Genomic DNA, 13,621 nt, shown 5'->3' on the forward strand with positions numbered 1-13,621 from the left:
CCGGTGGCAGTACCGAACGACGGGTCTTCGCTAAACTATGCCTTGTGGTTATGGGTCCCGGCCTTCGCCGGGACGACTGCGACCACTACTGCCCCAGATACTTCTTCATCTCCGCGATCAGCCCGTCACGCAACTCGGGACGCTTCAGGCCGTAGGCGATGTTGGCGCGGAGGAAGCCGGGCTTGGAGCCGCAATCGTGGCGCTCGCCTTCGAACTCGACGCCGTAGAATTTTTGCGATCTGGCGAGGCCGATCATGGCGTCGGTGAGCTGGATCTCGCCGCCGGCGCCGCGCTCCTGCGTCTCCAGGATCTTGAAGATCTCCGGCTGCAGGATGTAGCGGCCGGTGATCGAAAGGTTGGAGGGCGCGGTGCCCTTGGCCGGCTTCTCGACCATGCCGTCGACCTCGAACATCTTGCCGGTGCGTTTGCCGACGCCGCAGATGCCGTATTGATGGGTCAGATGGTCGGGCACCGGCTCGACCGCGATGACGTTGGATTTTTCGCCGAGCTTGCTGGCGGTGTCGATCATCTGCTTCAGGCAGCCGGGCGAATTGAGCACGAGTTCGTCCGGCAGCACCACCGCGAACGGTTCGTTGCCGACGATGTCGCGGGCGCACCAGACCGCGTGACCGAGGCCGAGCGGCGCCTGCTGGCGGGTGAAGCTGACGGCGCCGGCTTCGGGTTGGTTCTGCGCCAGAACGTCCTGCTCGGTCTTCTTGCCGCGCGCGGCCAGCGTCGCATCGAGCTCGAACATCCGGTCGAAATGATCTTCGATGACACTTTTGTTGCGGCCGGTGACGAAGATGAAGTGCTCGATGCCGGCTTCCCTGGCCTCGTCATAGACGTACTGGATCAGCGGCTTGTCGACGATCGTCAGCATTTCCTTCGGCATCGCCTTGGTGGCGGGCAGGACGCGGGTGCCGAGGCCGGCAACGGGAAATACGGCTTTGCGGATTTTCATGGGATTGATCGAATACCTGAGGAACACGTGAAGGGAGCAATGGCATCTTGCTAGCTTGTTTGCAGCCGCCAACAAAGGCGGATGTGGGGCCTCATCCTCACAGAGTTAAGAAAAAGGCCACCATCAAAATTTCACCTTTGTTAAGCTGTTGGCAACCGTAACCAGGCCTCCTGAGGGCGGATTTTGGCCGGACAGGTGTGGACATGATGCAATCAATGGCAGGGCTGGCAAAACGGGGCGGGTCCGTGACCGGCGCGACGATGATTGCGGCCGCCCTGCTGTTCCCGCTTCCCGCCGGCGCGCAGGCTCAGAACGGTCTGTCGAATCTGTTCGGCGGTATTTTCTCCGGCCCGAACCCCGCGCCTTCGCAAGCAGCGCCCGGGCCCAGCGGCGCTCAAACGGGAGTTCAACCCTGGACCGGCGAGGACGGCGCCTCCGGACATCCGCTGATGACAGCCGCCGCGATCCGGGAGGCCGCGGGTAACTTCAACAATTGCGTCGCAGGCATGTGGCCCGATGCCGCACGGCGCAACATCACGCAGGAAAATTTCCAGCGCTTCACGGCAGGCCTCGCGCCCGATCTGCGCATCATGGACCTGATGGACTCGCAGCCGGAGTTCACCAAGTCGATCTGGGATTATCTCGACATCCTCGTGAACGACAACCGCCTCGCCAAAGGCCGCGAGGTTCTGGCCAAATACAAGGCGCAGTTCGACGCCACCGAAAAAGCCACCGGCGTCGACCGCTACATCATCGCCTCGATCTGGGGCATCGAGTCCAACTACTCGATGCAGATGGGCGACCGCAGCGTGCTGCAATCGACCGCGACGCTCGCCTGCGTCGGGCGCCGCCAGGCTTACTTCAAGGACGAATTCCTCTCCGCGCTGGAGATCGTCAACCGCGGCGACCTCAGGCCCGAACAATTGCGCGGCTCCTGGGCCGGCGCCTTCGGCCCGACGCAGTTCATGCCGACCGCGTTCAAGCGCTTTGCCGTGGACGGCGACGGTGACGGCCGGCGCGACGTCGTCGACAATCCCTCCGACCTGATTGCGTCGACCGCCAACAATCTGAAGAAGGACGGCTGGCAGGCCGGCCAGACCTGGGGCTACGAAGTCGTGGTGCCCCATGGCTTCAACTACATGCTGGCCGACCGCGCCAAGGCGATGACGGTGGCGCAGTGGGAGAAGCTCGGCCTCAAGCGCCCGACCAACCAGCCCTTCCCGCATCCGGCCGAGAAGGCCTATTTGCTGGCGCCGGCCGGCGCACAGGGACCGGGCTTTCTGATGCTGCAGAACTTCCGGGTCATCATGAAGTACAATCCGGCCGAGGCCTATGCGCTGGCGATCGGCCATTTCGCCGATCGCCTCCGCGGCGGCCAGCCCTTCGTGCAGCCCTGGCCGCGGCAGGAACGGGAGCTGTCCCGGACCGAGCGGCTGGAACTCCAGCAACTGCTGGCACAGCGCGGCTTCTACAAGGGCACCCCCGACGGCCAGTTCGGCGGCCAGACCCGGGAGGCCCTGCGCAACTTCCAGGCCTCGATCGGGGTCCCCGCGGATGGATTTGCCTCCTCCGACGCGCTGGACCGGCTGCGCGGGCGGTAAATCGCGCCGAAAGTAACCCTGAACAGGGATTTTGGCCGGCAGCCTTGACCGGGGCGGCGGTTCACCGTGTATGGGCCAATAATCTTGGGCCAAGGATCCCAGTATCTGAAGAGAATCTGAAAAGAGAATCTGCCCGTTTGGCGCCCGATTCCGTTATTATATTCGAGCCTGTCCCGATCCCCGTTGCACGTGCCGAGATCGCATGTCGAAGAAGTCCTTTTTCAAGGTGCTGACCGAGACCGGCCCGCTGATCGCGCTGGGGACGGCGCTTGCGATTCTGGTCTCGATCGCGGGACCCGCCTCGGCGCAGTTCTTCAACTTCCCCGGCTTCGGCGGCCCGCCGCAGCGCGCGGCTCCGCCGCCGCCGCGGAACGGCGGAGGTGGAGGTGGAGGCGGCGGATGGTTCGGCGGCGACTTCTTCGCGCCGTTCCAGCAGCAACAGCCGCAAGCACCGCGTCAGGACTTTTCGCGCGCGCCGGCGCCGGCCAAGCGCGACACCATTCCCGACAGGAACGTGTTGGTGATCGGCGACGCCATGGCCGACTGGCTCGCCTATGGTCTCGAAGACGCCTACACCGAGCAGCCCGACATGGGGGTGATACGCAAGCACAAGACCACGTCCGGCCTGATCAAGTACCAGCCCAAGGGTGAGCCCTCGGACTGGACGGCTGCTGCGAAGGGCATCCTCGAGAGCGAGAAGCCCGACGTGATCGTGGTGATGCTCGGCCTCAACGACCGCATCGCGATCCGCGAGGCGGCGGCGCCCGATAAATCGGATAAGGCAACGGACAAGGACAAGAAGAACGACAAGGGCGCGCGCGGCAAACCACCGGCCAAGCCCGGCGATGCCAAGCCCGGCGACACCGCCGCGAAGCCGGACGACAAGCCGGCCGATGCCGACCTGCCGCAGGATGATGCCGACAACGCTGACGCACCCGCGGTCGCAGCGCCCGAGAAGACCGCACGCAACCCGAACGGCCTCTACGAATTCCGCGACGAGCGCTGGGTCGAGCTCTACGGCAAGAAGATCGAGGAGCTCGCCAACGTCCTCAAGTCCAAGGGCGTGCCGGTGCTCTGGGTCGGCCTGCCCGCGATCCGCGGTCCCAAGGGCACCGCGGACATGCTGTTCCTGGATTCGCTCTATCGTGAAGGCGCGGCCAAGGCCGGCATCACCTATGTCGACGTCTGGGACGGCTTTGTCGACGAGGCCGGCCGCTTCCTGCAGAAGGGCCCGGACTTCGAAGGCCAGATCCGTCAGCTCCGCAGCGGTGACGGCGTCTATTTCACCAAACCCGGCGCGCGGAAGCTCGCCCACTATGTCGAACGCGAGATCACCCGCCTGCTCGCCGGGCGCTCCGGCCCGATCGCGCTGCCGAGCGAACCGGCGACCCCCGACACCAGTGCCGAACCCGGCAAGCCCGCGCCGCGGCCGCTGGCCGGCCCGATCGTGCCACTGGTTGCGGCCTCGATCTCGACCGATCAATTGCTGGGTGGGCCGGGCTCACGTCCTGCCGCCGTCGATGCGCTCGCTGCGAAGACGATGGTGAAGGGCGAGCCTTTGGCTGCGCCCGCCGGCCGCGCCGACGATTATGCCTGGCCGCGCCGCGAAGTCGGCCGCGAGCAGGCCAAGGGCGATACGCCGGTCGCCACGACGACACCCGATGGTGGTACGCCGGGTGCGGCCGCAGCGATCGCCCCGCCAAAGCTTGCGCCGAAGAAGCCACCGGCGCCGCAGCAACCGGCACAGGCAGCGCCATCGATGCGTGATTTCTTCGGCTTTGGTTCGCCGCCGCCCCCGCCGCGTCAATTGGCGCCGGCGCCGCGCAATCCGAATCCCAACCCTGCGATCCCGCGGCCGCCTGGCAACGTCGGTCGATCGGCGGAAGTGTTCCGGTAATTTTCTCAGCTGAGGTCTCGTGTCCCGGACACGCTGCAGCGTGAAAGCTGCGCAGAGCCGGGACCCAGCGTGTCCGACAGCCGCAAAAAGAATGGGCCCCGGCTCAGCAACGCGGCGTTACACGCCGCACTGCGTCCGGAGCCCGATGTATATCGCGCGTTGGCTTTAGCCGTAATAGCGCCAGCGCGGCGGCGGGCGGCGCGAAGGCCGCGCCATCAGCAGCGCGAGCGCGAAGCCGATGCCGCCGGCGACCAGCAGCGCACCCATCGGGTTGTCCTGCACCTTCTGGGCAATCGCCTGCGAACCGTCGCGCAAGGTTTCGGCCGGCTTGTCATAGGCGTCCTTGGCATAGCTGGCCGCGGTGTCCGTGGCGTCACGTACCGCATCCTTAGCCTGGCCGTAGAGATTCTGCACGGTGCCGGCGGCTTCGCGTGCCTTGCCGGACGCCTGTGTCTGCGTATCGCTGGCCATATCTCCGATAGCGCCTTCCGCGCGTCCGGCGAATTCCTTGGCCGATCCGACAATCCGATCTTTATCCATGATGCTCCTCCTCGGGGGTCAGCCCAAGTAACCGATCAGGAGCGGCGCAGTTCCATCTGACTTGAAATTGGACTCAGAGAATGAGCCCGCCGTCGACGACCAATGTCTGGCCGATGATGTAGGACGACAGCGGCGATGCCAGGAACAGCGCAGCGCCCGCCATGTCAGCCGGGGTGCCCAATCGCCGCAGCGGAATGCGTGAAAGTGCACCTTCGAGCCGCTTGGGATTGTCGGTCGTCACCTTGGTCATCTTGGTGTCGACCAGACCGGGCGCGATGCCGTTGACGCGGATGCCATCCTCGGCCCAAGCCTCGCCCAGCGTCCGTGTCAATCCGACCGCGCCGGTCTTCGACGCGTTGTAAGCGGGATTGCCCATGGTGGAATGATAGGCCGCGGTCGAGGACACCATGATCAGCGATCCCTGCGAGTCCCGCAGCATGGAATGAAAGCGCGTGGCGCAGGCCATCAGGCTCATCAGGTTGACCTCGACGACCTTGCGAAAGCCGGCCATCTCGAACTCGCCGCGGCGATAGAGCACCGCGCCCTGCGCGAGCACCAGGATATCGAGCCGATCGAACGACGGCTTGAACGCTTCGACCGCTCCGGCATTGCCGACGTCGAGTTGCGCGTAGGAGAGACCGGTGAGATCCGAGCCTTCCTCTTGCGAATATTCCTTCGCGTGAGCACGCGTGCCGCAAACCGCAACTTGCGCGCCCCTGACGCGAAAGGCTTGCGCGATACCGTTGCCGATGCCGCTGGATCCGCCGACAACCAGCACCTGCTTGCCTGAGAAATCGAGCTCGTTCGTCATCGCTGGCCTCCCCGATTGTCTTGCTTGTTTGACCTGTCTGCGGATCGATGACAGCCTTGTCAATCACAACAAGAACAAGCATGGCACAGGGAAACAGCATGTCCGATTTCAAACAGCTCAGCCGGTCCGTGAAGGGCCTGACTGTTCTCGTCACCGGCGCCGCCAGCGGCATGGGACGCGCGACGGCACGCGTGTTCGCCACTGAGGGCGCCAACGTTGCCGTCACCGACTATGACGAGCAGGGTGCGCTGGCCGTGGCGAAGGAGATCGCGGCAAGCGGCGGAGGAGCGAAAGCCTGGAAGCTCGATGTTGCCGACGGCGGCGAGATCAAGCGCGTGGTCGGCGACGTCGCTGCGCATTTCGGCGGGCTCGACATCATCGTCAACAATGCCGGCATCTCCGTCCGCATCGCGATCGACGACGAGGCCTATGAGGACGCCTGGGCTAGGGGTATCGCGGTGATGCTGACGGCGCATCCGCGCATCATCCGCGCCGCGCTGCCTCACTTGCGCAAGTCGAACAGCCCCCGCATCGTTAACATCGCCTCGACCGAGGCGCTCGGCGCCACCGCATTGCACAGCCCCTATTCGGCGGCGAAGGGCGGCGTCGCCAGCCTCACCCGCTCGCTCGCGGTGGAGCTCGGCCGCGAAGGCATCACCGTCAACTGCATCTGCCCGGGGCCGATCCGCACCGCCATCACCGACCGGATCTCGGAAGAGCACAAGACCATCTACGCCAGACGCCGCACCGCGCTGGGCCGCTACGGCGATCCCGAGGAGGTCGCGCACATGACGCTGAGCCTGTGCCTGCCGGCAGCGTCCTTCCTCACCGGCGCGGTCATCCCCGTCGACGGCGGCCTGATGGCGCGCAATGCTTGAGCGGCTGTAGCCCGGATGGAGCGCAGCGCAATCCGGAGAGGTCTCTCCGCGGCACGTGCCCCGGATTGCGCTTCGCTCCATCCGGGCTACGGGCTGCCATGCGCGCCCAGCGTTGACATCGCCTGTTACGGGAGTAACTTTTTCACCGACAGAGCGGGACCAACCGCTCGCGGTTCCGGGAGAAACGTCATGACGATCGCCATCCGGCAGCTTCACAAACATTTTGTCGGCGAGGTCTCTGGCCTCGACCTGCGACAACCTCTCACCGAGGCCGAGGCGCGCGAGATCGAAGCCGCCATGGACAAATATGCGGTGCTGGTGTTCCACGACCAGGACATCACCGACGAACAGCAGATGGCCTTTGCGCTGAATTTCGGCCAGCGCGAGGACGCGCGCGGCGGCACCGTGACAAAGGAAAAAGACTACCGGCTCCAATCGGGCCTGAACGACGTCTCCAATCTCGGCAAGGACGGCAAGCCGCTGGCAAAGGACAGTCGCGCGCACCTGTTCAACCTCGGCAACTGTCTGTGGCATTCCGACAGCTCGTTCCGTCCCATCCCGGCAAAATTCTCGCTGCTGTCCGCCCGCGTGCTCAACCCGAAGGGCGGCAACACCGAATTCGCCGACATGCGCGCGGCCTATGACGCGCTCGACGACGAGACCAAGGCGGAGATCGAGGACCTCGTCTGCGAGCACTCGCTGATGTATTCGCGGGGATCGCTCGGCTTCACCGAATACACCGACGACGAGAAGCAGATGTTCAAGCCGGTGCTGCAACGCCTCGTGCGCACCCACCCCGTCCATCGCCGCAAGTCGCTCTATCTCTCATCGCATGCCGGCAAGATCGTCGGCATGAGCGTCCCGGAGGGCCGGCTGCTGCTGCGCGATCTCAACGAGCACGCGACACAAAGCGAGTTCGTCTACGTCCACAAATGGACGCTGCATGATCTCGTGATGTGGGACAACCGCCAGACCATGCACCGCGTCCGCCGCTACGACCAGTCGCAGCCCCGCGACATGCGCCGCGCGACGGTGGCGGGCACGGAGCCGACGGTGCAGCAGCAGGCGGCGGAGTAGGCGCTACTCAGCAATCGGTGTCATCGCCCGGCTTGACCGGGCGATCCAGTATTCCGAGACAGTTGTGATAGAGCCGATACGCTCCGGCGTACTGGATGCCCCGGTCAAGCCGGGGCATGACAGCGGAGGGTGATACACGACAGCGAGAATGGCGCTACGCGTGCCCGGCCTCGTTCGAGAGCATGCCGGGATCGATGCCGATCTTGCGCAGCGCGCGTCCGTATTTTTCGTCGACGTCATCGCCGAAGATCAAATCCGAATCCGCGTCGCAATGCAGCCAGCCATTGCTCTGGATTTCGGTCTCGAGCTGGCCCGGCGCCCAGCCGGCATAGCCTAGCGCGAGGATGGCGTGCTTGGGGCCGGAGCCGTTGGCGATCGCGCGCAGGATGTCGACGGTCGCGGTGAGGCAGACGCCGTCGTCAATGCGGAGCGTCGCGTTTTCGATGTAGAAATCGCTGGAATGCAGCACGAAGCCGCGGCCGGTATCGACCGGACCGCCGCGCAGCACCTTCATGCTTTCGGCATTCTCCGGCAGCTTGATGTGCTCGCCCTTGTTGATGATGCCGAGCTGCTGCAACAGCTCCGGGAAATCGATGCTGCCGGCCGGGTGGTTGACGATGATGCCCATCGCACCTTCGGCGGAGTGGGCGCAGAGATAAATCACCGAACGCTCGAAGCGCTCGTCGCCCATTACCGGCATGGCGATCAACAACTGGCCGTCCAGGTAGCCCGCCGAACTGGGCAGCGCGGGGCCGGGCTTGCGGGTGCCTTGGCCTGTCCTCTTGCCTGTGGGAGCCATCGGTGAAGCACTCCGGTTTCAATTCCTATCCTGATGTCGGGCCGGCCGGCTGTCAAATCAAGGCTTTCAGGGACTTGATTCAAGTGCGTCCATCACAAGCAATTCAATGGTTTGCCGCGGGGCGACCCTGTAAAGACGTACCATGCTGACAAGAGTTCCCCTGCGTGCGGCAATTGGCGTCGCGACAACCCTGCTCGCGTCTTCGCTGGCGCTTGCAGCCCATGCCGACGATTCATCACCGTGGCAGCGCGACGGACATTCCGCGGTGCGGTTGCTTGCGGGATCGCGCAGCGGCGCCGTCCTGCTCGGCGGTATCGCCTTCCAGATCCAGCCCGGCTGGAAAACCTATTGGCGCATGCCGGGCGATTCCGGCGTTCCGCCGCGCTTCGATTTCTCGAAATCCGACAATGTCGAAGCGGTGACGGTGATGTGGCCGGCACCGCAAAAATTCGACGACGGCGCGGGCGGCCATTCGATCGGCTATCACGACCAGATCGTGCTGCCCTTGCGTATCATCGCCAAGGCGGCCGACAAGCCGGTGACGCTGCGCGCCGAGATCAATTATGCGGTGTGCGAAAAGCTGTGCATCCCCGTCGAGGCCCGCGCCGAGCTTGGCTTCAACAGCGTCGCCTCGACCGAGGACGCCAATCTGCGTGCCGCGCTCGACACCGTGCCGAAGCCTGCCACCATCGGCGATCCCAACCCGCTCACCATCCGCGACGTCAAGCGTGACGGGCCCAAGAATGTCGTGGTCGACGTGGTCGCGCCGGATGCGCGCACCGTCAATCTGTACGTGGAAGGCCCGACGCCCGATTGGGCGTTGCCCATCCCGGCACCGGTCGAGCCCAGCCCACCGGGCGTGAAGCGATTTTCTTTCGAACTCGACGGACTGCCGCCCGGCGCCAAACCCGACGGCGCAGCGCTGAAGTTCACGCTGGTCGGACCGGAGAAGTCGTACGAGTTCAACACCAATCTGGAGTAGTTGTCGTCCTGGCGAACGCCAGGACCCATTACCCCAGGGAGTAGTTTGGCGAAGATTCCTAATATGGAACTGCTAACCGATCCCTCCCGATAGATCACGCGGTAAGGGTCCTGGCTTTCGCCAGGACGACATCTTTGATCCAACCGAATCTTAACGAATGGTTGCTAATTCCCAAGGCTAGCGCATCAAGCCTGCCGCAGCATGCGCGTGCGCGCCTTGGGGACCCTTCGAATTGGCCGTGATGGATGCAGAACCCGCAACGACCGGACCTGCCGGCCTCATCGCGCGGCTGCGCGAAAAATTGACGGGCGGGTCGAGCGAGGCATCGCTGACACGGCGGCTGGCCGGCACCATCTTCGTCATCCGCGTGATCAGCGCGGGCCTTGCCTATTTCTCGCAGGTCCTGCTCGCGCGCTGGATGGGGACGTCGGACTACGGCGTCTATGTCTATGTCTGGACCTGGGTGCTGCTGCTCGGCAGCATGATGGATTTTGGCATCTCGGCCTCCGCGCAAAAAATCATTCCGGAATACCGCGCCCGTGGCGAGCATGCGCTGCTGCGCGGCTTTCTCTCGGGCAGCCGCTGGCTGACTTTTGCCGTTTCCGCACTGGTGTCGCTCGGCCTCGCCGGTCTCGTCAAATTGCTGTCGCCCTGGATCGATCCGGCCGAAGAGCTGCCGCTCTATATCGGCTGCATGACGCTCCCCGCTTTCGTCGTCGCCAACACCCAGGACGGCATCGCGCGCTCGCATGACTGGATGCAGCTCGGCCTGATGCCGCAATTCATCATCCGTCAGGCGCTGATCATCGGCATCACGGCCGCTGCTTTCCTGCTCGGCTATCATCTCGGCGCGGTCGCCGCGATGGTCGCGAGCGCCGGCGCGGTGTGGATCGCGATGACCGGGCAGATGGTGGTGCTGAACCGCAAGCTCGCCGATCACGTCGGGCCCGGCCCCAAGGCCTACGACATCGGCGGCTGGCTCGCCGTGTCGCTGCCGATCCTGCTGGTCGAAAGCTTCTACCTGCTGCTGTCCTACACCGACGTGCTGGTGCTTCAGCAGTTCCGCCCCTCCGACGAGGTCGGCGTCTATTTCGCCGTGGTGAAGACGCTGGCGCTGGTTTCGTTCATCCACTACGCGATGTCGGCGACAACAGCGCATCGCTTCGCCGAATACAACGCAAGCGGCGACAAGGCGCGGCTGTCGGCTTACGTGGCGCATGCCATCAACTGGACGTTCTGGCCGTCGCTGGCGGCGACCATGGTGCTGCTCGCGTTCGGCAAGCCGCTGCTCTGGCTGTTCGGGCCGCAATTCGTGGTCGGCTACGACATCATGTTCGTCGCCGCCATCGGCCTCGTGGTGCGCTCCGCGATCGGCCCGGTCGAACGGCTGCTCAACATGCTCGGGCAGCAGAAGATCTGCGCGCTGGCCTATGCGCTGGCCTTTGCGATGAACCTGGTGCTCTGCATCGCGCTGGTGCCGCGCTTCGGCGGCCACGGTGCTGCGGCCGCGACCTCGATCTCGCTCAGTTTCGAGACGGTGCTGCTGTTCTGGATCGTGCGACAGCGGCTCGGCCTGCACGTGCTGGCGTTCGGACGCTAGCCATCGGCTCAAGGCGATTGGAAAGCCATCCGCCGCCTGATATAGTCGGATCCATGGCTGCAAGCGATCTACGAAACCTTCTGGAACGTGCCCAGACCTGGCCTGAAGAGGCCCAGAAGGAGTTGGTTGCCATTGCCAGCGAAATCGAGAGTGAGCTGCTCGGCGGCGAGTATCTTGCGACGCAAGAGGAATTGCGGAGCATCGACGCGGCCTTGGCGTCGATAGATCGCGGCGAGGTCGCTACGGATGCCGAGGTTGCGGAGGCCTTCGCGAAATTTGCGCGCGGATGAAGGTCGTCTGGACGCGAGAGGCGCTTGCTGATCTCGCGGACATCGCGACATACTATGCCAGCAACGCCAGCCCTGTGATCGCGGGAGCTGTCGGCCAGAGATTTGTTGACGTCGTGGAGCGCGTCCGTAGCGCGCCTTTCTCGGCGCCACGCGTTGCGCACCGTTCCGAGGTTCGTGTCGCAGCGGTCGTCCGCTACCCATTCCGGATATTTTACCGTGTCCGTGGCGACGTAATCCATATCGTCCACATCCGCCACACGTCGCGGCGACCGGTCGCGGGGCTGAATGAGCCCGGTAGGCACTATGCCTAGAGCGTTATCGGTTCTGATTGATCAGAACCGAAGCTCTGGATGACGTCTAACCGACTGTCCATTTCGCAAGAGAGCGATGAATTGGAGAAAACACCTCCACTTCGGCCCCCTGCAGGAGGATTTTTCTTATTCGTTCCAATCGGTTGCGCCGCAGGGAAAGTTTATTCTACGTCATATTGCCCAACTGACGAGATAAACCTAAGATTCCCTGGACATGATCGATCCACTCTACGTCGCCTCCGGTTTCGGCGTCGGCCTGCTGGTCGGGATGACCGGCGTCGGCGGCGGTTCGCTGATGACGCCGCTGCTGATCCTGCTGTTCGGGATTCATCCATCGACCGCGGTCGGCACCGACCTGCTCTATGCCGCCGCCACCAAGACCGGCGGCAGCGTGGTGCATGGCTGGTCGCGCAGCGTGCACTGGCCGGCGGTGCTGCGGCTCGCCTGCGGCAGCCTTCCGGCGAGCGCGCTGACGCTGCTCGTGCTGTGGAAGCTCGACCTCAAGAGCGATTCCGAGCGCAATCTCGTCAACCTCGTGCTCTGCTTCGCACTGCTGCTGACTGCGACCTCGCTGATTTTCCGCAGATCGATCATGGAGCGCTATCGCCGGCGCCTGGAGCAGGTCGATGACCGCACCACGGCGATCGCGACGGTCGTTACCGGAATCGTGCTCGGTGTGCTGGTCTCGATTTCATCGGTCGGCGCCGGCGCGGTCGGCGTCACCGTTCTGCTGCTGCTCTATCCGCGCCTGCCGATGGCGACCATCGTCGGCTCCGACATCGCCCATGCGGTCCCGCTAACCCTGATTGCCGGAATGGGGCACTGGGCGCTTGGCGACGTGGATTGGGCGCTGATGGGCGTGCTGCTGATGGGCTCGCTGCCCGGCATCGTCGTCGGCAGCTTCAGCGCAACGCGCGTGCCCGAGACAGTGCTGCGCCTGACGCTTGCCAGCGTGCTGTTTGTGGTCGCCGGCAAGATCATGTTCGCGGAGCTGCACCTGTCCTCGGCATTCGAGACGGCGCTGGCGTGGACGCACTGAACGAAATGGCGGAGCTCGGCTCCGCCATTCGCCGGCGGTCGCGCTCTACTCCGCGGTCCAGCCACCGTCGATCGAGAGGTTGGTGCCGGTGATCTGCGCCGCATCGTCGCCGCACAGGAACAGCGCGAGGGCTGCGACCTGCTCGGAGGTGACGAACTCCTTGGTCGGCTGCGCGTCGAGCAGCACGTCGTTGATGACCTGCTCGCGCGTGAGATTGCGCGCCTTCATGGTGTCGGGGATCTGCTTCTCCACCAGCGGCGTCCAGACATAACCGGGGCTGATGCAGTTGCAGGTGATCTTGTGGGTCGCGACCTCCAGCGCCACGGTCTTGGTCAGGCCGGCAATGCCGTGCTTGGCCGACACATAGGCCGACTTGAAGGGCGAGGCGACCAGCGAGTGCGCGGAAGCAGTATTGATGATGCGGCCCCAGCCCTTCTTCTTCATGCCGGGGACGGCGGCGCGAATGGCATGGAAGGCCGAGGACAGGTTGATCGCGATGATCTGGTCCCATTTCTCCGGTGGGAATTCCTCGATCGGCGAGACGAACTGGATGCCGGCATTGTTGACGAGGATGTCGACCGAACCAAAACTCTTTTCGCCGAGCGCGATCATCCCGGCGATCTCGGCCGGCTTGGTCATGTCAGCCGGCGAATAGACCGCCTTCACGCCGAAGTCGGACTCGATTTTGGCGCGCTCCTTCTCGATGTCCTCCGGCGAGCCGAAGCCGTTGATGACGACATTGGCACCGGCGGCGGCGAAGGCGCGCGCATAGGCGAGCCCGATGCCGCTGGTCGACCCGGTCACGACGGCGTTCTTGCCTGACAGACTACCCATA

General features: G+C 64.4%; 14 protein-coding genes. 9 read left to right on the forward strand and 5 right to left on the reverse strand.

Going from position 1 to position 13,621, the window contains the following annotated elements; all coding sequences use genetic code 11:
- Positions 1-85: 85 nt before the first annotated feature.
- A complete protein-coding gene (locus AC0L3P_RS11510) occupies positions 86-961 on the reverse strand; it encodes a UTP--glucose-1-phosphate uridylyltransferase (RefSeq protein WP_007599884.1) in 876 nt (291 codons plus the stop codon).
- Positions 962-1,164: 203 nt separating this feature from the next.
- On the opposite strand from AC0L3P_RS11510, the gene AC0L3P_RS11515 reads away from it, so the two are divergent.
- Positions 1,165-2,562 carry a lytic murein transglycosylase gene (locus AC0L3P_RS11515; RefSeq protein ID WP_473301924.1) on the forward strand — a complete coding sequence of 466 codons (1,398 nt, stop codon included), beginning with the start codon at positions 1,165-1,167 and terminating at the stop codon, positions 2,560-2,562.
- A gap of 202 nt (positions 2,563-2,764) precedes the next feature.
- Entirely contained in the window at positions 2,765-4,459 is a 1,695-nt protein-coding gene (locus tag AC0L3P_RS11520) for an SGNH/GDSL hydrolase family protein (RefSeq protein WP_354209447.1), read from the forward strand.
- A gap of 165 nt (positions 4,460-4,624) precedes the next feature.
- Here AC0L3P_RS11520 and AC0L3P_RS11525 read toward each other — a convergent pair whose 3' ends face one another.
- Both AC0L3P_RS11525 and AC0L3P_RS11530 read right to left on the reverse strand, forming a co-directional pair.
- Positions 4,625-4,999 (reverse strand): CsbD family protein, encoded by a 375-nt coding sequence (locus AC0L3P_RS11525; protein ID WP_027515488.1) that lies wholly within the window; start codon positions 4,997-4,999, stop codon positions 4,625-4,627.
- A gap of 73 nt (positions 5,000-5,072) precedes the next feature.
- Positions 5,073-5,810 (reverse strand): SDR family NAD(P)-dependent oxidoreductase, encoded by a 738-nt coding sequence (locus AC0L3P_RS11530; protein ID WP_354063055.1) that lies wholly within the window; start codon positions 5,808-5,810, stop codon positions 5,073-5,075.
- Positions 5,811-5,908: 98 nt separating this feature from the next.
- Here AC0L3P_RS11530 and AC0L3P_RS11535 point away from each other — a divergent pair, with 98 nt between their 5' ends.
- Both AC0L3P_RS11535 and AC0L3P_RS11540 read left to right on the forward strand, forming a co-directional pair.
- Positions 5,909-6,688 (forward strand): SDR family NAD(P)-dependent oxidoreductase, encoded by a 780-nt coding sequence (locus AC0L3P_RS11535; RefSeq protein ID WP_354101103.1) that lies wholly within the window; start codon positions 5,909-5,911, stop codon positions 6,686-6,688.
- A gap of 189 nt (positions 6,689-6,877) precedes the next feature.
- Entirely contained in the window at positions 6,878-7,765 is an 888-nt protein-coding gene (locus AC0L3P_RS11540; RefSeq protein ID WP_027570245.1) for a TauD/TfdA dioxygenase family protein, read from the forward strand.
- A gap of 154 nt (positions 7,766-7,919) precedes the next feature.
- Here AC0L3P_RS11540 and AC0L3P_RS11545 read toward each other — a convergent pair whose 3' ends face one another.
- The gene (locus AC0L3P_RS11545; RefSeq protein WP_473301927.1) at positions 7,920-8,564 is read right to left on the reverse strand and encodes a YqgE/AlgH family protein; all 645 of its coding nucleotides are present in this window, start codon (positions 8,562-8,564) and stop codon (positions 7,920-7,922) included.
- Positions 8,565-8,706: 142 nt separating this feature from the next.
- Between AC0L3P_RS11545 and AC0L3P_RS11550 the strand changes: the two genes are divergently transcribed.
- The 5 genes from AC0L3P_RS11550 (at position 8,707) to AC0L3P_RS11570 (ending at position 12,786) form a co-directional block, all read left to right on the forward strand.
- Positions 8,707-9,546 (forward strand): protein-disulfide reductase DsbD domain-containing protein, encoded by an 840-nt coding sequence (locus AC0L3P_RS11550; protein ID WP_354063050.1) that lies wholly within the window; start codon positions 8,707-8,709, stop codon positions 9,544-9,546.
- A 232-nt stretch (positions 9,547-9,778) separates the two neighbouring features.
- Positions 9,779-11,146, forward strand: coding sequence for a flippase (locus AC0L3P_RS11555; protein WP_473301928.1), 1,368 nt, complete (start codon positions 9,779-9,781; stop codon positions 11,144-11,146).
- 53 nt (positions 11,147-11,199) lie between these two features.
- Complete coding sequence (locus tag AC0L3P_RS11560) at positions 11,200-11,436, forward strand: hypothetical protein (RefSeq protein WP_219682885.1); 237 nt, start codon at positions 11,200-11,202, stop codon at positions 11,434-11,436.
- Positions 11,433-11,747, forward strand: coding sequence for a type II toxin-antitoxin system RelE/ParE family toxin (locus AC0L3P_RS11565; protein ID WP_354063044.1), 315 nt, complete (start codon positions 11,433-11,435; stop codon positions 11,745-11,747). Before AC0L3P_RS11560 ends, AC0L3P_RS11565 begins: the two co-directional genes overlap by 4 nt.
- 214 nt (positions 11,748-11,961) lie before the next feature.
- Complete coding sequence (locus AC0L3P_RS11570) at positions 11,962-12,786, forward strand: sulfite exporter TauE/SafE family protein (RefSeq protein ID WP_473301929.1); 825 nt, start codon at positions 11,962-11,964, stop codon at positions 12,784-12,786.
- A gap of 45 nt (positions 12,787-12,831) precedes the next feature.
- On the opposite strand, the gene AC0L3P_RS11575 is transcribed toward AC0L3P_RS11570, so the two are convergent.
- Complete coding sequence (locus AC0L3P_RS11575; protein ID WP_008137046.1) at positions 12,832-13,620, reverse strand: 3-hydroxybutyrate dehydrogenase; 789 nt, start codon at positions 13,618-13,620, stop codon at positions 12,832-12,834.
- Between the last annotated feature and the right edge of the window lies 1 nt (position 13,621).

The sequence above is a fragment of the Bradyrhizobium sp. WSM4874 genome (genome assembly GCF_055811835.1).